Source organism: Herbaspirillum sp. 3R11 (assembly GCF_004563925.1).
Taxonomy (GTDB): Bacteria; Pseudomonadota; Gammaproteobacteria; order Burkholderiales; family Burkholderiaceae_D; genus Herbaspirillum.
Genome location: NZ_SPNJ01000001.1, coordinates 300015 through 322642 on the forward strand (window position 1 = coordinate 300015; position 22628 = coordinate 322642).

Sequence of the window (22628 nt, forward strand, 5' to 3'; positions counted from 1 at the left end):
GATCTGCCATTTTACCGCGTGCAGGAGCGATGAGCCGAAATGGGGCCTCTCCCGGTCCGGGGATTAACTTGATTGTCTGTTTTTCGTATGTTGTGCCGACGAAAGAAATAATGAAACATATTTGTTAATATTCAGTAGAGAACGTAATTTTAATAACGACTATTGAGTTCGAATGAAAATTATAAAAAAGGTAACAATTAGATACTTCCGATCCATTTATACGGCTTCGATTAACGATTGCGCCGAGTTAAATGTGATATCGGGGCGCAATGACTGCGGGAAGTCAAACACACTTCGAGCTCTAAATCTATTTTTTAATCAACAAACGGACTGGAAGAGAGAGCTTTCTTTCTACGAAGATTTTTCCGTCCAACGATTGGATAGCGTCCGAAAAGAGTCAGTTAAGGGAAAGCAGTTCATTTCTGTGGAAATTGAATTTGAGCGACCCTCAACTTACTCCGCTAGCTTGCCAGAGACATTTTCAGTTACTCGCACTTGGTATCGGGACAGTGCGCAGTACGAAGAACGAAATAATTTGGATTCTTCAGCTGTGATAAATAAATTGCCTTCCAAATTGGCAACCGCAAAAAGGGCCTTGCAAGCTTTCCTCAATCGAATCCAATACGAGTATGTTCCAGCAATCAAGGACCGTCCATACACCTTGCATCTGCTTGCAAGGCTTCAAAAAAACATGCTTGATCTGGAAGGCCCTCAATCTGCTAGCTTGACCAGAATAGTCAAGACGATGTCCGATACGATGAGAAAGCAAGTCGCTGAGCTTAATAGCGAGTTCAAGAGTGCGACAGGGCTGTCTGCTGGATTTAAATCTCCTACGGAAATGTCCGCACTTTTCCATGCTTTTAATGTTGTGACAGACAGCAATACCGATCAACCGATCGCATTGCAGGCTCGCGGAGATGGGATTCAGGCGCGATACCTGTCTTCTGTACTTTACGCGTTGGCATCTCAAAGTAGGCGTTTCTTCATTTGGGGGTTTGAAGAACCTGAAAATTCGTTGGAAATGGGAGCTACGGAGAAACTCGCGAAAGAGTTTTCAACTCTGTACGCTAAAAAGAGCCAGATTTTTCTCACGACCCATTCGCCGGCTTTTATTTCTCTGGAAGGCGCGCACGTAGCAAGATTCCGAACGTTTCAGGACGATTACCGTACTCAATTGGTAAATCTAGATGGGAAAGGAAAGAACTTTGAACATATGGAGTCATTGGAACGCGAATTGGGAATGTTGCAAATCCAAGAAAAAATTCACCAGATTTATGCTGCTCAAATTGCCGAATTTCATGATCTTCAAAAGATAAAAGAAAAAATTCATGCGGAGCTCAGAAGTTCGAAATTACCGCTGGTTTTGGTAGAAGGAAAAAGCGACAAACTCATTATTGATACTGCTTGGGAGAAGTTATATAAAAAGCCTATGCCCTTCAAAGTAAGGGTGGCAGATCCTGCAGGAGACGGAGGGACCGGGGGCGCCGGTATGCTGGCAAAGACTATTGAGAGCGTACATCCTGACGACGGCAGAAAGTGTATTGCTATATTTGATCAAGATCATGAAGGAATTAAAAGCTTCCAAGGTTTGAGTAAAAACTTCACTCTTTTGTCTGCTTTCAATGATTGCAAAGTTCATAAGAACAAGCATTCATATGTATTCCTTTTACCTGCGCCGTCATATCGTTCGGACTATGTCGATGCGCAAAATCATATGATCGAATACATGTTTGATGACCATGCCTTGGGAACAAAACATAGAGGAAGGGGACTGACCTTCTCTCAAGGAGAGGCCGCACTATTAGTAAACGGGAAAAAAATAAAGATCACGCAGTCACAACAACTCCAGCTAGGTTTCGAACTTTTACAGCATCGAGTTATCATTTCTGGCAAAGATACTTTCTCGGAGACGATTGTTCCTAAACTGGAAGCAGATGCTTTTGCAGGTTTTGTCCCATTGTTTGAACTGATAGGTAATTTGTTGTCGCTAGAGTAAAGATCGGTAGTCAATATTTTCGTCAAATCTTTGATCGGAAATTTTTTCGATCAACCCCAGATGACGGACTTTAATAAGTCTAAAAAAGGGCGAACCGCTCGCACGGCCCGCCCCAAACTCCTCAAAAAACCTGAAGCGCGTTTCAGCGCGTATGCACGCAAGCCCCGGCTGAATACGTCGCCGCAATTGCGCGGTCGTCAGCCAGGATTGCCAGGGCAAACAGTTGTTCTTCCAGACTCTCTGTGGTGGCGCTGCGGCGCGCCAGCAGCGGCGTGCATTTCGGATCGAGCACGATGAAGTCGGCGTCGCAGCCGGCGGCGAAGTTGCCGATCTTGCCTTCCAGCTGCAGGGCGCGTGCACCGCCCAGCGTCGCCAGGTAGAACATGCGCTGCGCCGAAAGATGCGTACCGGCCATGCGGCCGACCTTGTACAGCTCATTCATCGTCTGCAACATCGAGAAGCTGGTGCCGCCGCCCACATCGGTCGCCAGCGATACCGGCATGCGCAGCTTGTCGGCGTTGGCAAAGTCGAACAGGCCGCTGCCGAGGAACAGGTTGGAGGTCGGGCATACAGTCGCCACCGATTGCGTCGCCGCCATGCGCGCGCGGTCGGCGTCGTCCAGCCAGATGCAGTGCGCATACAGCGCGCGCTCGCGCATCAGGCCGTATTGATCGTAGACGTCGAGATAGCTGCGGGCGTCAGGGAACAGTTCCTTGACCCATTGCACTTCATCGGTGTTTTCGGCGACGTGGGTCTGGATGTAGGTGTCCGGATATTGCGTCGCCAGCTCACCGGCCAGCTTCAGCTGTTGCGGCGTCGAGGTCGGCGCAAAGCGCACCGTGATCGCGTAGTGCTGGCGGCCCTTGTTGTGCCAGCGCTGGATCAGTTCTTCGGTCTCGCGCGCGCCGCTCTCGGCGGTGTCGCGCAGGAAGTCCGGCGCGTTGCGATCCATCAGGCATTTGCCGGCCACCATGCGCAGGTTCAGTTCGCTGCTGCGGCTGAAGAAGGCATCGACCGATTGCGGATGCACGGTGCAATACACGGCGGCCGTAGTGGTGCCGTTGCGCAGCAGTTCAGCCAGGAAAAAGTCGGCCACTTCACTCGCATGTTCGCCGCTTTCGAAACGACGCTCGGCCGGGAAGGTGTACGTGTTCAGCCACGGCAGCAGGCCCGGCGCGGGCGAGCCGATGATGTCGGTTTGCGGATAGTGGACGTGGGTGTCGATGAAGCCGGGCGTGATGATCTTGCCGCGATAGTCGAGCGGCACGCAATCAGGGGGCAGGGTGGCGGCCAGCTTGCTGTAGTCGCCGGCGGCGACGATTTTTCCATCGGAGACGATCAGCAGGCCGTCGCTATGCCATTGCGTGGCGCGTTCGTCGAAGGCGGGATCGTTGCGGAAATGGAGCAGGCTGGCGCGATAGGCTTGCACGTGGGAAGTCATGGGTAATCCTTAATCTTGGCTCAAACCTGCTCAATGTCTTACTGCGAGGCCGTGATCTGGCAGCGTACGGTGCTCGGAATCCTCATGTACTTCAGTACATTCCGGTTCCTGCGCTCCGGGCGCTACCAGCTGACGACCTCTCGCTACAGACCTTGAACAGGTTTCTTGATAACTAAATGATACTAGTATGGGATGGAACAGATGCTGCTGAGGCGACGGTCCGGTTGTCCTTAACTCCGGCCGTCCAGCATGTGTGTGGGCGGTCTCGCCTTGAGTGTGCCGGACAAGTCTGGCTGCTGCGGCTGCTGCGCTTTCACCACCCGCAGCGCCTGCAGCTCCCACAGTTGCAGCAACTGCGCCACCACCGCCAGCGCGATGCTGGCGGGTTCCTTGCCGTAGATGCCCGGAATGCCGATCGGGCAGGTCATCTTGTTCAGTTGTTCCTGCGTGATGCCGCGGTCGAGCAGGCGATGTTCGAACTGCTTGCGCTTGGTCTGCGAACCGATCAGGCCGTACCAGCCGATGTCGGCGCGCTTCAGGATGCGTTCACTCAGTTGTTGATCCAGCGCATGGCTGTGCGTCATCACGAGGAAGTAGGCGCCCGGTTCGGCCATGTCCACCACGGCGTTGGGCACGTCGGTAGCTTCCACCGTCACCTGCATCGGTAGGTCGGCCGGGAACATGTCTTCGCGTTCATCGACCCACAGCACGCGGCAGGGCAGCGTCGCCAGCACGCGCACGATGGCGGCGCCGACATGGCCGGCGCCGAACAGCACGACCTGCGGCTGATGCGCGCGGCAGCGGTCGAGCAGCCAGCGGCGGCCGTAACGGTCTTGCGTGACATGGGTGTTGCCGGCATGACGGAATTGTTCGGCGTCCAGTCCGTTGTCGGGCGCGCTGAGGTCGCAGGCTTCGCCTTCCAGTTCGTACAGCAGCGTCGGGTCGTCCGATTCCAGCGCGACTGCGCGCCAGATGTCGACGCCGTTGCGCCAGTGCTGTTCGAGTTCGGTCAGCATGAGGCCGGCACGGGTATCGATGCGCTGCTCGATGCGTTCAAACGCCAGGAACACCACACCGCCGCAGCACTGGCCCAGGCTCGGTCCCAGCGCGATGCGTTCGAATTTGCGGATGCCGGCGAATACCGTCGCATCCGACTCAAGCATGTCGCGCGCGATCTGCGCCGCACGCCATTCCAGATGGCCGCCGCCGATGGTGTCGTACTGGCCGTCGGCCGTAAACACCATGCGCGCACCCGCCTCGCGCGGCGTCGACCCTTGGATGGTCGCCACCGTGACCAGCACTGCCGGGACGGCGGTGCTGTGCAAGTCCTTGAGTGCGGCGAGCCATACGGTCATGAATTCCCCTTGAAGTTGAAAACGTCCACCAGGTTACTGCGCAAGTTGTGTAGCTTTCACCGCATCAATCGCATCCAGAATCGCTTCGCTGGTCGCCGGTGCGCGCAGCGGCGGATTGACGCGATGGTCGCCCACCGCCGACACCGCATCGCGGATCGCCAGGAACACCGAGAACGGCAGCAGTAGCGGCGGTTCGCCGGTGGCCTTGGAGCGGTGGATGGTGTCCGACACATTGCTGTTCTTGAACAACTGCGTGCGGAAATCGGTCGGGCAATCCGACACCGCCGGAATCTTGTACGTCGACGGCGCATGCGTCATCAGCTTGCCGTCCTTGTTCCACCACAGCTCTTCCGTGGTCAGCCAGCCCATGCCCTGGATGAAGCCGCCTTCGACCTGGCCGACGTCGATGGCCGGGTTCAGGCTCTCGCCGGCGTCGTACAGCGAGTCCGCACGGATCAGGCGCCACTCGCCGGTCAGCGTATCGATCACGACTTCGGCCACCGCCGCGCCATAGGCGAAGTAGAAGAACGGATGGCCGTTCATGGTCTTGGAATTCCAGTGCACCTTGGGCGTCGAGTAGAACCCGTCCGACCACAATTGCACGCGCTTCAGGTAAGCCTGCATCACCAGTTCTTCGAACGTCACCGATTGCGCGCCGGTTGAGACCATGCCGTCGGCGAAGCGCACTTCGCTGACGTCGGCGTTGAAGCGTTCCGCCGCAACCTGCGCCAGTCGCGCGCGGATTTGCAAGGCTGCATCCTGCGCCGCCTTGCCGTTCAGGTCGCTGCCGGTGGAGGCGGCGGTGGCCGAGGTGTTGGCGATCTTGCTGGTGTCGGTCGCTGTGCAGCGAACCTGTTCCAGCGGCAGGCCGAGCGCGTTGGCGACGACTTGCGCGACCTTGGTATTGAGCCCCTGGCCCATTTCCGTGCCGCCGTGATTGACCAGTACCGAGCCGTCGGTATAGACGTGCACCAGCGAGCCGGCCTGGTTCAGGTGCGGCACGTTGAACGAGATACCGAACTTGACCGGCGTCAGCGCCAGGCCGCGTTTGAGGATGGTGTTCCCGGCGTTGAAGGCCTTGATGGCCAGTCGGCGTTCCTGGTACTCGCTGGTGCGTTCCAGTTCGTCGACCAGCGCCTGAATCACGTTGTCTTCGACCTTCTGGCCGTAGTGCGTGGTGTTGCGCGCATCCGGGCCGTCGGCGTCGCTGCTGCCGTAGAAGTTGGCGCGGCGCACTTCCAGCGCATCCTTGCCGAGATTGCGGGCGATTTCGTCGATGATGTATTCGATCGCGATGGCGCCTTGCGGACCGCCGAAGCCGCGGAAGGCGGTATTCGATTGCGTGTTGGTCTTGCCGCACATGGCGTGGATTTCCACGTCCGACAGATAGTAGGCATTGTCGAAGTGGCAGACTGCGCGTGTCGCGACCGGGCCCGACAAGTCGGCCGAGAAACCGGCGCGCGAGACCATGTCGATCTTGGCGGCAACGATGCGGCCGTTGTCGTCGTAGCCGATTTCGTAATCGTAGGCGAAGCAATGGCGCTTGCCGGTGACGATCATGTCATCGTCGCGATCGGCGCGCAGCTTGATCGGGCGGCGCAGGCGCACCGCAGCCACGGCAGCGGCGCAAGCCCACAAGGCCGATTGCGATTCCTTGCCGCCGAAGCCGCCGCCCATGCGACGGCATTCGACCAGCACGTCATGCGAAGCGACGTGCAGTACGTGGGCAATGTGATGCTGCATTTCGCTCGGATGCTGGGTCGAGCAGTAAACGTGCATGCCGCGTCCTTCTTTCGGGATCGCGTACGAGATCTGTCCTTCCAGGTAAAACTGCTCCTGGCCACCGACGTCGAACTTGCCCTTGAGCTTGTGCGGCGCGTTGTTGAAGGCTTCCGACGGATTGCCGCGGGTCAGGTGCATCGGCGGCAACACATAGGATTCGGCTGCATGCGCGGCGCGCGGCGTCAGCACGGCCGGCAGTTCTTCATAGTCGATCACGGCCTGGCGCGCGGCGCGGCGAGCGTTGTCGTGGCTGTCGGCGATAACGATGAAGATCGGCTGGCCGACGTATTGCACCAGGTCTTCCGCCAGCACCGGATCATCCTTGATGATGGCGCCGCATTGGTTTTCACCGGGGATGTCGGCGGCGGTGTAGACCGCGACCACGCCCACCGATGCCTTGACCTTGCTCAGATCGATAGCACGCAGTTTTGCATGCGCCTTGCTCGACAGGCCGAGCGCAGCATGCAGCGTGCCTTGCAGTTCGACGATGTCGTCGGTGTAGGTGGCTTCGCCGGTGACGTGCAGGATGGCGGACTCGTGCGGATGCGGTTTGCCGACCTCGGTCCAGGGTGCCTTGGAGGATTTGATAGACATGAATTCTTCAGTTTGCTTGTTCATTGCGCTTCCTTCCTAAGCAATCTGGGCAGCATTTTTACCGTGCACAAATGCGCTCACGGAGGCGGGCGGCAACGGCGCGTCGGTGCGCGTCTCCAGCCAGTAGCGGTACAACAGGTTTTGTGCGGTTCTCATACGATACGCCGAAGACGCACGCATGTCAGAAAGCGGTGCGTAATCTTGCGTCAGCGCAAGCATTGCCGCTTTGACATTGGCCTCGTTCCATTCCTTGCCGTTGAGCGCTGCCTCGGCCTGCGCAGCACGCTTGGGCGTGGCCGCCATGCCGCCGTAGGCCATGCGGGCATCGACTACCTTGCCGCCGTCAAGACGGAAGGCAAACGCGGCGCACACCGCCGAGATGTCCTGATCGAAACGCTTGGTCAGCTTGTACACGCGGAAGGCGATGTCCTTGCGCGGCAACGGCACGCGCACGGCCTGGACGAACTCATTGGGCAGGATCGCCGACTTCTGGTACGCGATATAAAAATCTTCCAGCGGCATGACGCGTTGGCCGTCGACGCCGTACAACACGATTTCAGTGCCGAGCGCGATCAGCCACGGCATCGAGTCGCCGATCGGCGAGCCGTTGGCGACATTGCCGCCCAGCGTGCCGGCGTTGCGCACCGGCAGCGAGGCGAAGCGTTGCCACATTTCGGACAACTCATCCGGATATTGTTCGGTCAATGCGGCGTAGGCTTTTTCCAGCGTGACGCCGGCGCCGATTTCCAGCCAGCCGTCCTGCTGGATGATGTGGCGGATTTCTTCCACTTGGCCGATGTAGATGATGTCGCCCAGATCGCGCATGTGTTTGGTCACCCACAGGCCGACGTCGGTCGAGCCGGCCAGGATGCGCGCCTTCGGCAAGTCGTTGCGCAAGGTCGCCAGTTGCGCCAGCGTGCGCGGCGCGTGGAAGGTCTGGCCGGCATGCGTGACGCTCAATGGTTCTTCGCGACGGATCGCGCGCAGGGCCTCGATCACCGGTGCGCGGTCGAAGCTCACCTTGGGCAATTCACCCATGCGGCGCGCGGCGTCGATGATCGGACGATAGCCGGTGCAGCGGCACAGGTTGCCGGACAGGGCGTCGTCGATTTCACGCGTGGTCGGAGCGACGCTGTCCTGCTCATGCTTGAGATACAAGCCCCACAGCGACATCACGAAGCCCGGCGTGCAGAAGCCGCATTGGGAACCGTGGCATTCGACCATCGCTTGCTGAGCCGGGTGCAGGCAACCGTCGCGTTGTTTCAGATCTTCCACCGTGAACAGCGCCTTACCGTCCAGCGTCGGTACGAACTGGATGCAGGAGTTGACCGTTTTCAGTTCCAGATCGTTGCCGCGCAACTCGCCCACGACCACCGTACAGGCGCCGCAATCGCCTTCCGCGCAACCCTCTTTGGTGCCGGTGCAATGCAGGTCTTCGCGCAAATGCTGCAAAACGGTGCGTGTATTGGGCAGTCCATCGACTTGATGGGTCTCGCCGCGGAAATAGAAGCGAATCGGTTCGGACATGGTGTGCTTTGCTATATAAAAATGGCTATCGAAGAAACAGTGAATCAAGATCTGTGCCGGGACCTTTTAGAGAGAAGACTGATTTGCCGCAGCCGATTGTTGCGGCTGATTGTCGATGCAGTCCGCTCTCTGAAAAATCCTTCTGTCTTGCTGCCGGCGTCCCTCCGAAGAGCGACGCCGGCATTCCGTCAGGTAGCGCTGTGAGCTGTTATCCGCCCAGGTAAATCATCTTGAACAGGAAGATCGCCGCGATCACCCAGATCACCGCCGACACGTCCTTGACGCGACCGGTCAGCAGCTTCAGCGCGGCGTAGCTGATGAAGCCCAGCGCCAGGCCGTTGGCGATCGAATACGTGAACGGCATCACCAGGGCGGTGATCACGGCCGGCACGCTTTCGGTGGTGTCGTTCCAATCGATGTCGGCCAGTTCGCGCAGCATCAGGCACGCCACGAAGAACAGCGCCGGCGCCGTTGCATAGGCCGGCACCACGCCCGCCAGCGGTGCAATGAACAGGGCCAGCAGGAACAGCACGGCCACCGCCACCGCCGTCAGGCCGGTGCGTCCACCGGCTTGCACGCCGGCCGCACTTTCAATATAGGCAGTGGTGCTCGAAGTGCCAAGCAGCGAACCGGCGACGATCGCGCCGCTGTCCGCTAGCAAGGCCTTGTTGATGCGCTCGATCTTGCCGTTCTTGACCAGTCCGGCGCGTTGCGCCACGCCCATCAGCGTGCCGGTGGCGTCAAACAATTCCACCAGGAAGAACACCAGCACCACGTTCAGCAGGCCCATCGAAATCGCGCCCTTGAGATCGAGCTGGAACAGCGTCGGCGAGATCGATGGCGGCATGGAGAACACACCGTTGAAATGATTGCCGCCGAAGATGAAGCTCAGCACCGTCACGGTCAGGATGCCGATCAGCAGCGCGCCGCGGATCTTCAGCTGGTCCAGCGCGACGATCACCAGGAAGCCGATGATGGCCAGCACCGGCGCGGCCTGATGCAGGTCACCCATGGTGACGAAGGTGGCAGGGCTGGCGGCGACGATGCCGGCGTTCTTGAGCGATATCAGCGCGAGGAACAGTCCTATCCCCGCCGGTATCGCCGTGCGCAATGAATGCGGGATGGCGTTGATGATCAGCTCGCGGATACGGAACAGGCTCACCAGCAGGAACAGGCAGCCCGAGATGAACACCGCGCCCAGCGCAGCCTGCCACGGGAAGCCCATGCCCTTGACCACGGCGTAGGCGAAGTAGGCGTTGAGACCCATGCCCGGCGCCAGGCCGATCGGGTAGTTGGCGTACAGGCCCATGATCAGTGTGCCGATTGCCGCCGCCACACAGGTGGCGACGAAGACGGAATCCTTCGGCATGCCCGCATCCCCGAGTATGGATGGGTTGACGAAGATGATGTATGCCATCGTCAGGAAGGTCGTGAGACCGGCCAGCAGCTCGGTACGGACGGTCGTACCGTTGTCGCTGAGTTTGAAATAGTTGTCCAGAAAAGTCATGAGAATTGTCTCCGTTTACGCAGTGATTACAGTGCGCGATTCTTTTTTATACGCCAGAAAACTTGCAGATTTCTCAGGTCCGCAAAAAATGGGCGTTCTGATTTGTATCTTGTTTTGCGCCGGCTCCCAGTCCTGACAGAAAGCACGTAAACCGGCTTCAAGCAGATTGATTGCAGCGTATGTAATGTCGTTGAAATATTTGGTGAAAAAGTAAGGCATGGGGAATATCAACTATAAGCTTATGGGTATATGGTGATGAGAAAATTGAATAATGACAATTTGCCATCTCTTCCATCATGCAATTCCTGATCGGAATGTATCGAATCAGCGAACAATGATGAAACTAAGCTGTGCCAAAGACGGTATTTATCCTCTGGTCCAGTAATCCGGCTGCGAATACACCTCCTTCAGATAATCGATGAAAAAGCGCGTCTTCGCCGGCAGATGCCGTTGTTGCGGGTAGACGGCCATGATGTCGTAATGGGGCAGGGCGTAGTCGTCCAGCACCGTGATCAGCTCGCCTGAGGCCAGCTGCGACTGGATTTCCCAGGTCGAGCGCCACGCCAGCCCGAGTCCTTCGCTGGCCCAGCGGTGCAGCAGCTCGCCGTCGTTGCAATCCAGGTTGCCCTGCGCGCGGATGATCACCGGCTTGCCGTTCTGCTGGAAATACCAGCCGCGCTGCTGCCCGCCTTGCAGGTTGAAGGCCAGGCAATTGTGCTGTGCCAGGTCGTCCAGCGTTTTGGGGATGCCGTTGCGGTGCAGGTATTCCGGCGCGGCGCACACCACGCGGCGGTTGCTGGCCAGCTTGACCGCCACGAAACTCGGCTCGATCGCGCCGCCGATGCGAATGCCAAGGTCATAACCTTCACGCACCAGGTCCACCACGCGGTCGGTCAGGTTGAACGAGATCTGCACCTCCGGATGATTGGCCAGGAAAGCCGGCGCATGCGGCGCCACGTGCAGCCGTCCATACGCCGCCGGCGTCGAGACCACCAGATGGCCGGTGGCCTTGTGGCGGCCTTCGGCGATGCTCTTTTCCGCCACCTCGATATCGCCCAGCAGCTTGCGGCAATGGTCGAGGAAAACACTGCCTTGTTCGGTCAGCGTCAGATGCCGTGTGGTGCGATGCATGAGCTTGGTGCCGAGGCGTTTTTCCAGGGCGTCGATGCGTCGGCCCAGCATCACCGGGGTGATGTTTTCTTCCAGCGCGGCGGCGGCGAGGCTGCCTTTTTCGACCACGGACACGAACGCTTCGATCTGTTTGAGTTTGTCCATAAATCCTCCTTATTCAATACTTTTACTATGTTTCCATATTTTTAGTACGGAATAAACAGATATTTACTGGCCTTATCAAACAATATTGTTGGTTATAGGATGCATCTCACTAGCTGAGGGGCATCGTTGTTTTGCTTCCGGCGCATCAGGACCTAACAACCCAGGAGGCAACATGGCAAAGATGAAGGCAGTAGACGCAGCGGTATATGTGCTGGAAAAAGAGGGCTGCCTGCAAGCCTTCGGCGTGCCCGGCGCAGCGATCAATCCATTCTACTCGGCGCTGAAACGCCATGGCGGCATCCAGCACATTCTGGCGCGCCACGTCGAAGGCGCCTCGCACATGGCCGAAGGCTATACCCGCGCCAAGGCCGGCAATATCGGTATCTGCATCGGCACCTCCGGTCCGGCCGGCACCGACATGATCACCGGCCTGTACTCCGCCCAAGCCGACTCGATCCCCATCCTGTGCATCACCGGCCAGGCGCCGCGTGCACGTTTGTATAAAGAAGACTTCCAGGCCGTCGACATCGAGTCGATCGCCAAGCCGGTCACCAAGTGGGCCGTCACCGTGCGCGAACCGGCCCTGGTGCCGCGCGTGTTCCAGCAGGCTTTCCACCTGATGCGCTCGGGCCGTCCCGGTCCGGTGCTGATCGATTTGCCGTTCGACGTGCAGATGGCCGAGATCGAATTCGACCCGGACACTTACGAGCCACTGCCGGTCTATCGCCCATCGGCCACCCGCGCCCAGATCGAAAAAGCGCTGACCATGCTGAACCAGTCCGAGCGTCCGTTGCTGACCATCGGCGGCGGTGTGGTCAATGCCGATGCGGCTGAGCTGGCGGTCGAGTTCGCCGAACTCACCGGCGTGCCGGTCATCCCGACCCTGATGGCCTGGGGCGCGATCCCCGACGATCACCCGCAAATGGCCGGCATGGTCGGTCTGCAGACCAGCCACCGCTACGGCAACGCCACCATGCTGGCGTCCGACTTTGTGCTCGGCATCGGCAACCGCTGGGCCAACCGCCACACCGGTTCCATCGAAGTCTTCACCAAGGACCGCACCTTCGTCCACGTCGACATCGAGCCGACCCAGATCGGTCGCGTGTTCGGTCCGGACTACGGCATCGTCTCCGACGCCAAGGCCGCGTTGAAGCTGTTCATCGAAGTCGCCAAAGAACTGAAAGCCGCCGGCAAGCTGCCCGACCGCTCAGCATGGCTGGCCGACTGCCAGGAGCGCAAGCGCACCCTGCATCGCCGCACCCACTTTGACGAAGTGCCGATCAAGCCGCAACGCGTCTATGAAGAAATGAACCGCGCCTTCGGTCGCGACACCTGCTACGTCAGCACCATCGGCCTGTCGCAGATCGCCGCCGCGCAATTCCTGCACGTTTATAAAGACCGTCACTGGATCAATTGCGGCCAGGCCGGTCCGCTGGGCTGGACGATTTCCGCCGCGCTGGGCGTGTGCGCCGCCGATCTGCAACGCAAAGTGGTGGCGATCTCGGGCGACTACGACTTCCAGTTCATGATCGAAGAACTCGCCGTCGGCGCGCAATTCAACCTGCCATATCTGCACGTGGTGGTGAACAACTCCTACCTCGGCCTGATCCGCCAGGCGCAACGCGGCTTCGAGATGGACTACTGCGTGCAACTGGCGTTCGAGAACATCAACGCGCCCGAACTCAACGGCTACGGCGTCGACCACGTCGCCGTGGTGGAAGGCCTCGGCTGCAAGGCGATCCGCGTCACCAACCCGAACGAGATCCAGGACGCCTTCGCCGTGGCGCAGCGCTGGATGGCCGAGTACCGCGTACCGGTGGTGGTGGAAATCATCCTGGAGCGCGTCACCAACATCGCGATGGGCACCGAGATCAACGCCATCAACGAGTTCGAAGAGCTGGCCACCAAGCGCGAGCATGCGCCGACGGCAATCAGCCTGCTGGACTGATCAGGAAGGTTAAGAAGATCAGAGGAGACAGCGACGGCGGACAACTACATCAGCTTGCCGGCACATGCCCCCATGTGCCGAGCGGGCGACCGCTGTCGTGTATTGCTGTGCATTGTTGTACGCCACCGCATCCTGGCATTTGCCGGGACCGCGGTGGCGGTTTTAACCCCGACCTGAACCGGCAAGCACCACGACTACCAAGGACACCCAGACATGACCAAACTCGCCGCTAACCTGACCATGCTCTTCACCGAGCTGCCGTTCATCGAGCGTTTCCGCGCCGCTGCGCAAGCCAACTTCAAGGCTGTGGAATTCCTGTTCCCGTACGCCTTCGAACCGGCGCAGATCGCCGAACAATTGCGCAAGAACGAGCTGGAGCTGGTCCTGCACAATCTGCCCGCAGGCAACTGGGAAGCCGGCGAGCGCGGCATCGCCTGTCATCCGGATCGCGTCGGTGAATTCCGCCAGGGCGTCGACGACGCGATCCGCTACGCAAAAATCCTCGGCGTCAAACAACTGAACTGCCTAGTCGGCATCCAGCAGCAAGGCGTCAGCGCCGCCGCTGCGCGCGAGACCCTGGTCGCCAATTTGAAGTTCGCCGCCGACAAGCTGCAAGCCGAAGGCATCGCCTTGCTGATCGAACCGATCAACTATTTCGACATCCCCGGCTTCTTCCTCAACACCACGAAGCAAGCTGCCGAACTGATCGCCTCGACCGGTTCCAACAACCTGTTCATCCAGTACGACATCTATCACATGCAACGCATGGAAGGCGAACTGGCCAACACCATCAAGGCCAATCTCTCGCTGATCCGCCACGTGCAACTGGCCGACAACCCGGGCCGCTTCGAGCCGGGCACGGGCGAGATCAACTACCGCTTCCTGTTCAAGTACCTGGACGAGATCGGCTATCAGGGCTGGATCGGCTGCGAGTACAAGCCCAAGGCCGGCACCGTCGAAGGTCTCGGCTGGCGCGCGGCGCACGGTCTTTGATCGTCGTTTGAAACGCATTCATTTATTCATCTCAGAGGAGACACATCATGGCAAAAGTCGGATTCATCGGATTGGGCATCATGGGTTCGCCCATGGCGGAAAACCTGCAAAAGGGCGGTCACAAGCTCTACCTGCATGATCAAAAAAATCCACCTGCAGCGCTGATCGAAGGCGGCGCCACCGTCTGCACTTCGGGCTCAGAAGTCGCCAAGCGCGCCGACATCATCATCGTGATGGTGCCGGACACGCCGCACGTTGAAGCGGTGCTGTTCAGCAAAGGCGGCGTCGCCGAAGGCCTGAGTGCCGGCAAGATCGTGGTCGACATGAGCTCGATCTCGCCGATCGCGACCAAGGGTTTCGCGCAGAAGATCAACGCACTCGGTTGCGAATACCTGGACGCGCCGGTCTCCGGCGGCGAAGTCGGCGCCAAGGCGGCGTCGCTGACGATCATGGTTGGCGGCAACGAGTCGGCGTTCAATGATGTCAAGTCCTTGTTCGAGCTGATGGGCAAGAACATCACCTTGGTCGGCGGTAACGGCGACGGCCAGACCACCAAGGTGGCGAATCAGATCATCGTTGCGCTGAATATTCAGGCGGTGGCTGAAGCGTTGTTGTTTGCTTCCAAGGCGGGTGCGGATCCTGCGCGGGTGCGGCAGGCGTTGATGGGCGGGTTTGCTTCTTCGCGCATTCTGGAAGTGCATGGCGAGCGCATGGTCAAGCGTACTTTCAATCCTGGTTTCCGGATTGAGTTGCATCAGAAGGATTTGAATCTGGCTTTGCAGGGGGCGAAGGCTTTGGGTGTCAGCTTGCCTAATACGGCGGCTACGCAGGAGTTGATGAATGCTTGTGCGGCTAATGGGATGAGTGGGTTGGATCACTCGGCGTTGTGCCGGGCGATTGAGTTGATGTCGAATCATGAGATTGCCAAGGGCTGATCTGGCTGGTCGTTGCTGAGTCTTTTCTTTCTTCGGACGACCATGGTTGCCGGGGGCGGCCCGGCAGCCGCTCACTTTCTTTGCTTCGCCAAAGAAAGTAAGCAAAGAAAGGCGACCGCGATTCGCCGCCCCGCTGCGCGGGGTTCCCGTTGGTGCCGCACTCAAATCGGGAAGGGAAACAAACTCGCTGCGCTCAGACAAGTTTCCCTTCTTTATCCGATTTGAGCACGTCACCAACGGCGACTCATAAGCGGAATTCTTCTTCGGCTCGCTTCGCATTGCCTTGGGTGGCTCGCCTGCGGCATCGTGATTCTCATTCTTTCGTCTTTTTAGAGCGATAGTGAAGAACTGCGGCCGTCACATGATCTCTGTCCCCTGGCGATGCGAAGCGAGCCAGTCTGGAAGTCCGCTTGCGAGTAGCCGGTGGCGGCAGGTGCAAATCGGATAAAGAGGGGAAATTTGTCTGAGCGCAGCGAGTTTATTTCCCCTCCCGATTTGTGCCTGCCGACGCCGGGGACCCCGAAGGGGCTACGAACCAGCGGTCGCTTCTTTTGCTTACTTTTCTTGGCGAGACAAGAAAAGTGAGTAGCCGCCGGGCTACCCCCGGCAGGGTTGATCGAAGAAAAAACAGCATTCATCAACGCACAACAAGCAAGTCGGAACAATAAGGAATCAACAAAATGCAACTCAACCCCCGCCAATTCCTCCTCGACCTCTACACCGCCGCCGTCTCCGCAGTAAGCGCAGAAAAATCCCTCCCATCCTTCCTGCCCGAACCGCCGAAAAATGGCCGCACCATCGTCATAGGCGCAGGCAAAGGCGCCGCAGCCATGGCCAAGACAGTAGAGCAGCACTGGCCCGGAAAAATATCAGGACTGGTAGTGACCAGATACGGCCACGGCGCCGACTGCCAACAAATCGAAGTCGTCGAAGCCTCCCACCCCGTGCCCGACGAAGCCGGCCGCCAAGCCGCCGCCCGCATGCTGGCCATGGTCAACGGCCTCACCAAAGACGACCTGGTCCTCTGCCTGATCTCCGGCGGCGGCTCAGCGCTGCTCGCACTCCCGGCCGAAGGCATCACCCTCGAACAAAAGCAGGCCATCAACAAAGCCCTGCTCAAAAGCGGCGCCAATATCTTCGAAATGAACTGCGTCCGCAAACACCTCTCCGCCATCAAAGGCGGCCGCCTCGCTTTGGCCTGTGCACCGGCGCGCGTAGTGACGCTGATGATCTCCGACATCCCCGGCGACGATCCCGGCATCATCGCCAGCGGCCCGACCTTGCCTGACGCCACCACCTGTGCCGAGGCCTTGGCGGTGCTGCGCAAATACAAGATCGAGGTTCCACCATCGGTGCAAGTGCATCTGGAGTCCGGCATCGGCGAAACCCCCAAGCCCGGCGATGAACGCCTGGCCGCCAACGAACACCACGTCATCGCCACCGCCCAGCAAGCCCTGCAGGCAGCGGCAACAGCTGCACGCGCCGCCGGCATCACGCCCTATATCCTGTCCGATGACATGGAAGGCGAAGCGTGCGACATCGGCCTCGCGCACGCGGCGATCGCAAAACAGATCGCCCAGCACGACCAGCCGTTCAAGAAACCCTGCGTGCTGATCTCCGGCGGCGAAACCACCGTCACCGTGCGCGGCACCGGTCGCGGCGGACGCAATGCGGAATTCCTGCTCAGTCTCGCCAACGCCCTCAACGGCGCACCCGGCATGCATGCGATCGCCTGCGACACCGACGGCATCGACGGTTCGGAAGACAACGCCGGCGCGATCTATGAACCCGACTCAATGAAGCGCGCCGCAGAACTCGGCCTCAATCCGAAGGCGCTGCTGGAGAACAACGACGGCTACGGTTTCTTCAGCGCGCTCGGCGACCTCGTCGTCAGCGGCCCGACGCGTACCAACGTCAACGATTTCCGCGCCATCCTGATCCTTTAAAAAATTACCGTCGTCAGTGATAGCTGCTGGCGACGTCGTCACCAACAACACCAAGGAGACCGTCCATGCGACGTCAACGCCAGGCAAAAATCGTAGCCACACTCGGCCCCGCCAGCGCTACCAAAGAGATGATCAAAGCGCTGTTCGAAGCCGGAGCCGATGTGTTCCGCTTCAACTTCAGCCACGGCACCCACGCCGACCATCACGCGCGTTTTGAGATCGTGCGCGCCGTCGAGCGTGAAGTCGGCCGCCCGATCGCCATCCTCGCCGACCTGCAAGGTCCCAAGCTGCGCGTCGGCCAGTTCGCCGAGGGCAAGGTCCAGTTGGAAGCAGGGCAGGAGTTCATTCTCGACCGCGATACCACGCCCGGCGACAACACCCGTGTCTGTCTGCCGCATGCCGAACTGTTTGAAGTTATCGCCGCCGGCCAGTCGCTGCTGCTCGACGACGGCAAGCTGCGTCTGCAAGTGCTCGACAGCGACGGCCAACGCATCCGCACCAAGGTCATCAACGGCGGCGCCTTGTCCGACCGCAAGGGCGTCAACGTGCCCGACGCCGTGCTGCCGATTCCCGCGCTGACCGAGAAAGACAAACGCGACCTGGCCTTCGCCCTGGAACTCGGCGTCGACTGGATCGCGCTGTCGTTCGTCCAGCGTCCCGAAGACGTGCACGAAGCATGCGCCCTGATCAACGGCCGCGCCGCCGTCTTGTCCAAATTGGAAAAGCCCGCCGCTCTCGACCGCCTCGATGAAATCGTCCAGGCCTCCGACGCCATCATGGTCGCGCGCGGCGACCTCGGCGTCGAGCTGCCGCCCGAGCGCGTGCCCGGCACGCAAAAGCGTATCCTGCGTGTCTGCCGCCAGCACGGTCGTCCCATCGTCATCGCCACGCAGATGCTGGAGTCGATGATCACGAGTCCCGTGCCGACCCGTGCCGAAGTCTCCGACGTCGCCGCCGCCATTTACGACGGCTCCGACGCCGTCATGCTGTCGGCAGAATCCGCCAACGGCAGCTACCCGCTGCAAGCCGTCGCCATGATGGACCGCGTCATCAGCGAAGTCGAACGCGACCCGCTCTACCGCAACATGCTCGACGCCCAGCAGGAGACGCCGCAAGCCAACAGCTCTGATGCGATCTGCTCCGCCCTGCGCGACGTCACCCGCATCGTCGGCGCCACCGCCACCGTGACCTACACCAGCTCCGGCCACACCAGCCTGCGCGCCGCCCGCGAACGCCCGATGGCGCCGATCCTGAGCATCACGCCGAAGATTGCGACCGCACGCAAGCTGGCATTGGTGTGGGGAGTACATTCAACGATCAGCGACCAGATTCACAACGAAAGCGAAATGGTCAGCGCAGCATGCCAGACGGCATTGAAGGAAGGATTTGCGAAGAAGGGTGATCAGATCGCGATTACCGCCGGCATGCCCTTTGGGCAGCCGGGGAGTACCAATTTGTTGCGGTTGGCGGAGGTGTGGGGAGACTCTTCCAATCATTGAACATCATTGAGGATTCCGGAAGGCCGGAATCCTCTGATCCGTTAAGGACTGATTCCGGCAAATGCCTTGCAACCTATCTCCAGCTGCTCTTTGTCGTAAGTGACAATGACTGCACCGTCAATCTGACCTTTCACATATGGATCTTTGCTGGCCTCAAGTCTTTTTATTTCGTCTCTTGTTTTTTGGTCGAACCCACTGCTCTCTGATGAAAACTGGGCCTTAATTTTTTCCGTCAGGTGGGGATAGAGTTTGTTGCAGTTTCTTGTCGTAGCAACGACGTAGAGTGCATTTTTCAGACTGTCGGCATAGATGGCCGATGCGACGTCAATTGCCTGCACAAGAACTGCTTCTTTTTCTTTGCTTAGAACCGGTGGTGCATCTTGTGCGAATACCGGGCTGCTGAAAAACAGAGCAAGAACAAGAGCCCTGTTTGGCGAACGTCCAAAATTCATTTGATTTCCTTGTTCAGTTTTTTGTCTATGTATTGCTTTTTTGTCAATCAAGCAATGCCTTCCGCTGCTTCCCGCTCAAGCCCTTCAACGCCTTGTCATAAGCCCACCGTACCAGTTCCTTCAAATACTCCTCCGGCATGGTCCGCACATCCACAATCGTCACCCAATGAAAGCGCGCCATGTAACGCGCCGGCTTGATGCCGGGCATGTCGGTCAGTTCGATGAAGCGTTCGGGGCTGACGCGGAAGCTGAAGCGCCATTTTTCGGGATCGCTGGTCTTGAACCAGGCGAAGTTTTTTTCACCGACTGAATACACCAGGATATTGGATGGCGGCAGGGCGAGGTGTGAGGTCGCGGCCGGCAGGTCGCTGCAGAATTTTTTGAGCTGAGTGGTGTTCATCGTGACAAGGCAGGTTCGGGAAAACGTCGCGTGCAAGGTATTTCAATTGAAAGCGGTGCCTCAAACGATCCGAGGGCGCCGCTTCATTCTTCCCGTCTGAAACGGACTACCGGAACATGGACGGCAATCGATTCATCGCGTAGGGGATCGAATCAACACGCACCGGCATCATTGCCAGTTCACCGCTTTTCTGCATGTCGACGATCGCCTTCAACAGCATCTGTTCCAGCGCGCGTTCGAAAGCGACGTTGGTGGGAAGTCCCTCAATACCCGGAGGCAGCGAGGTATTGCCGATGGCGCTGTAGATGGCGTGCTTGATGGCTGTGTGGGTGAAGGTCTTGCCGTTGATGTTGACGCTGACGGTGAGTTCATAGTTATCCATCACAGTGGTGCCGGCGAGGCCGAAGGTCAAGCCGACGCCGGCTCCTTTGGCGGCGGCGGCGCCGATATCTGCAATGTTGTTGACGGTCACTTCAATCGTGCCGGCGCCATCGTCGCCGGCCGGCACGATTACACCGGTGCCGCGCAGGATGCGCTCCGTACTATCTTTGAGCATCGCGTTGACACGGGGAAATGCCTTGCCGTTGCGTTGAAATTCGGTAGTGACTTTAAGCTTGAGCGATTCCTGGCGTTTTTGCAGAGCGTCATACGAAATTTTGGGAACCGACGGGTCCACGAAAGACCTCGGTGTAAAACATCCACTCAGAACAAAGCAAAGACATGCTGCGGTGGCAATTTTGATTTTTGTGTACATGAGAGTGCCTGGTTGTCGTGTGAAAAAATCGGAAACAGCGGGATGCCGTGAATGCGCGAATGCACATTCCGGCGTATGAAAAACATGCACATGGACGCCGGAAGCAGAAAAGTCCGGAAGCGAATTTTTTTGTTTTGCTGAGCACTCCCAGTGATACCGGGAAGGATGGTGGGAGGGCGCCTCGCTGCAAACGGCGCATGGCCGACATTGCAGATGTTTGTTTTTCCCCTGAAGCCAGCATGTAGATATTTTTAGTCAGCCTGCAAGCGTCATCGCAATGCAAGCGATTCGCTCATTTTTTAGTACGGAAATAGTAAAGCAAAAGTAACGAATGCAGCGCGGTGGAAGGAAAATAAAAAAACGGCGCAGAGGCGCCGTTTTTTCATTGAAGATGATTGGAGAGAGTCGCTGGTATCTGCGATTGCTTCGGTTGCAGCTGGCCTGATTGTTGATGAATTGATAAAAGTCTTCGGCCGGACTATCAGATCAGAATTGTTCCCAATCCTCATCCTTGCCGACGGTTGCCGCAACCGGTTTGGGGGCCGACGCCAAGGCAGGAACGGACGCAGCAGCAGGTTTTTTCACCTGCTTCAGCTGCGCCGGCCGCGGCGTGACGTCAACCGTGGCTTGCTTGCGTGCCAAAACGGAAGACGCTGGAGCAACCTGCTGATCCAGCTTGAACACACTGACCAGTTGCATCAGCTTGGCAGCCTGATCCTGCAGCGACTGAGCGGCGGCGGCTGATTGTTCCACCAGTGCGGCGTTCTGCTGCGTGGTTTCGTCGATGCTGGTGATGGCGCGGCCGACTTCGTCGATGCCCTGGCTTTGTTCCTGGCTGGCGGCGCTGATTTCGCCGACGATATCCGTTACTCGTTTTACGCTGGCGACGACTTCGGTCATGGTGGTGCCGGCTTGCTCGACCAGCTTGCTGCCGGTGTCGACCTTGGCGACGGAGTCGTCGATGAGGATCTTGATTTCCTTGGCCGCAGCCGCACTGCGCTGGGCCAGGCTGCGCACTTCGCTGGCGACCACCGCAAAGCCGCGGCCTTGTTCGCCGGCGCGGGCTGCTTCCACCGCAGCGTTCAGCGCGAGAATGTTGGTCTGGAAGGCGATGCCGTCGATCACGCCGATGATGTCGACGATCTTGCGCGACGAATCGTTGATCGAGCTCATTGTGTCGACCACCTTGCCGACCACGGTGCCGCCGTCGACGGCGACACTCGATGCGGATACGGCAAGCTGGTTGGCCTGGCGCGCGTTGTCGGCGTTTTGGCGGACGGTGGAGGTGAGTTCTTCCATGGCCGAGGCAGTTTCCTCCAGCGAGCCGGCTTGCTGTTCGGTGCGTGCTGACAGGTCCATGTTGCCGGTGGCGATTTCACTGGAGGCGGTGGCGATGGTGTCGGTGCCTTGCCGTACCTGGCTGACGATGTTGTAGAGGTTGCTGTTCATGGTTTGCAGCGCGGACATGAGCTGGCCGGTTTCGTCGGTGGATTTGACTTCGACTTTCGTCGTGAGGTCGCCGTCGGCGACGCGACGGGCGACATCGACTGCTTCGGTCAGCGGTCGCGTGATGCTGCGCGAGACCAGCCAGGCGACCATCGCCGACAGCAGCAAGGTGATGGCTGCGAGCGTGTTGATGATCATGCGGGCGCTGCCGGATTCGCTGCTGGCCTTGTCGCCGGCGGCGTCCATCAGGCCGCCCTGGTAGTCGAACATGGCGTCGAGCGCGATGAAGTATTTGATCTGCAGCGGCATGAACTGTTGCGGCAGGTAAGCCTTGGCTTCCTCGACCTGGCCGGCCAGCGCCAGCTTCAGGAGACCGTCGCGCACGGGGAGGTAAGCGTCGCGCGCGGTCATGGCGTCCTTGACGTAACGCTTGTCTTCGTCGGTCTTTGCAATCGTTTGCATTTGCGCGAGACTTTCATTCATCTTCTTGTCGGCGGCGGTGGCGTCGCCGACCAGGAATTTGATCTTGTCGGCATCGCCGGTGAGCATGATGTCGCGGATATCGAGAGCGATCTTGTTGACCTGGATCTGGATGGTGTTGGCCAGCACGGTCTTGGGGTAGCGGTCCTTGGTGATCAGGTTGATGCCGTCGTTGAGGCGGCCCAGCTGGATATTGCTGAGCGCCGTGATGGCGACCAGCAGGACGATCACGATGCCGAAGCCGATGGCCAGGCGTTGGCCGATTTTCATGTTGGCGATTTTCATGGGGATACCTTTG

Annotated in this window: 16 protein-coding genes and 1 other RNA gene; 7 read left to right on the forward strand and 10 right to left on the reverse strand. The window is 58.9% G+C overall.

The genetic code is table 11. From position 1 onward, the window contains the following. Positions 1–172: 172 nt before the first annotated feature. Positions 173–1996, forward strand: coding sequence for an ATP-binding protein (locus E4P32_RS01365; protein WP_116433601.1), 1824 nt, complete (start codon positions 173–175; stop codon positions 1994–1996). 142 nt (positions 1997–2138) lie between these two features. On the opposite strand, the gene guaD is transcribed toward E4P32_RS01365, so the two are convergent. Beyond that, complete coding sequence (gene guaD / locus E4P32_RS01370; protein WP_116433600.1) at positions 2139–3437, reverse strand: guanine deaminase; 1299 nt, start codon at positions 3435–3437, stop codon at positions 2139–2141. An 84-nt stretch (positions 3438–3521) separates the two neighbouring features. On the opposite strand from guaD, the gene E4P32_RS01375 reads away from it, so the two are divergent. Beyond that, a non-coding RNA gene (locus tag E4P32_RS01375) (sX9 sRNA) lies at positions 3522–3611 on the forward strand. Between the two features lie 56 nt (positions 3612–3667). Here E4P32_RS01375 and xdhC read toward each other — a convergent pair. The 5 genes from xdhC to E4P32_RS01400 all read right to left on the reverse strand — a co-directional run bounded on the left by xdhC (position 3668) and on the right by E4P32_RS01400 (position 11477). After that, a complete protein-coding gene (xdhC, locus tag E4P32_RS01380; RefSeq protein WP_116433599.1) occupies positions 3668–4792 on the reverse strand; it encodes a xanthine dehydrogenase accessory protein XdhC in 1125 nt (374 codons plus the stop codon). 33 nt (positions 4793–4825) lie between these two features. Continuing rightward, positions 4826–7192: a xanthine dehydrogenase molybdopterin binding subunit gene (xdhB, locus tag E4P32_RS01385; RefSeq protein WP_116433598.1), complete on the reverse strand. Its 2367-nt coding sequence runs from the start codon at positions 7190–7192 to the stop codon at positions 4826–4828. A 12-nt stretch (positions 7193–7204) separates the two neighbouring features. After that, a complete protein-coding gene (gene xdhA, locus E4P32_RS01390; RefSeq protein ID WP_116433597.1) occupies positions 7205–8695 on the reverse strand; it encodes a xanthine dehydrogenase small subunit in 1491 nt (496 codons plus the stop codon). 208 nt (positions 8696–8903) lie between these two features. Beyond that, a complete protein-coding gene (locus tag E4P32_RS01395) occupies positions 8904–10202 on the reverse strand; it encodes an NCS2 family permease (RefSeq protein ID WP_116433596.1) in 1299 nt (432 codons plus the stop codon). Positions 10203–10568: 366 nt separating this feature from the next. Then, on the reverse strand, positions 10569–11477 hold the full coding sequence (locus E4P32_RS01400) for a LysR family transcriptional regulator (protein ID WP_116433595.1): 909 nt from the start codon (positions 11475–11477) through the stop codon (positions 10569–10571). A 172-nt stretch (positions 11478–11649) separates the two neighbouring features. Between E4P32_RS01400 and gcl the strand changes: the two genes are divergently transcribed. The 5 genes from gcl (at position 11650) to pyk (ending at position 18798) form a co-directional block, all read left to right on the forward strand. After that, a complete protein-coding gene (gcl, locus tag E4P32_RS01405; protein ID WP_116433594.1) occupies positions 11650–13425 on the forward strand; it encodes a glyoxylate carboligase in 1776 nt (591 codons plus the stop codon). Positions 13426–13638: 213 nt separating this feature from the next. Further along, the gene (gene hyi / locus E4P32_RS01410) at positions 13639–14418 is read left to right on the forward strand and encodes a hydroxypyruvate isomerase (RefSeq protein WP_116433593.1); all 780 of its coding nucleotides are present in this window, start codon (positions 13639–13641) and stop codon (positions 14416–14418) included. Positions 14419–14465: 47 nt separating this feature from the next. After that, positions 14466–15353 (forward strand): 2-hydroxy-3-oxopropionate reductase, encoded by an 888-nt coding sequence (gene glxR / locus E4P32_RS01415; protein ID WP_116433592.1) that lies wholly within the window; start codon positions 14466–14468, stop codon positions 15351–15353. A gap of 680 nt (positions 15354–16033) precedes the next feature. Next, positions 16034–17299, forward strand: a complete 1266-nt coding sequence (locus E4P32_RS01420; protein WP_116433591.1) for a glycerate kinase — start codon at positions 16034–16036, stop codon at positions 17297–17299. A 65-nt stretch (positions 17300–17364) separates the two neighbouring features. Further along, positions 17365–18798, forward strand: a complete 1434-nt coding sequence (pyk, locus tag E4P32_RS01425) for a pyruvate kinase (RefSeq protein WP_116433590.1) — start codon at positions 17365–17367, stop codon at positions 18796–18798. 41 nt (positions 18799–18839) lie between these two features. Here pyk and E4P32_RS01430 read toward each other — a convergent pair whose 3' ends face one another. The 4 genes from E4P32_RS01430 to E4P32_RS01445 form a co-directional block, all read right to left on the reverse strand. Further along, positions 18840–19301 (reverse strand): hypothetical protein, encoded by a 462-nt coding sequence (locus E4P32_RS01430; protein ID WP_199525589.1) that lies wholly within the window; start codon positions 19299–19301, stop codon positions 18840–18842. Beyond that, positions 19294–19650 carry an MmcQ/YjbR family DNA-binding protein gene (locus E4P32_RS01435; protein WP_116433589.1) on the reverse strand — a complete coding sequence of 119 codons (357 nt, stop codon included), beginning with the start codon at positions 19648–19650 and terminating at the stop codon, positions 19294–19296. Before E4P32_RS01435 ends, E4P32_RS01430 begins: the two co-directional genes overlap by 8 nt. A 106-nt stretch (positions 19651–19756) precedes the next feature. Next, complete coding sequence (locus E4P32_RS01440) at positions 19757–20404, reverse strand: hypothetical protein (protein ID WP_135008694.1); 648 nt, start codon at positions 20402–20404, stop codon at positions 19757–19759. A gap of 486 nt (positions 20405–20890) precedes the next feature. Next, positions 20891–22615 (reverse strand): methyl-accepting chemotaxis protein, encoded by a 1725-nt coding sequence (locus E4P32_RS01445; RefSeq protein WP_116433587.1) that lies wholly within the window; start codon positions 22613–22615, stop codon positions 20891–20893. Between the last annotated feature and the right edge of the window lie 13 nt (positions 22616–22628).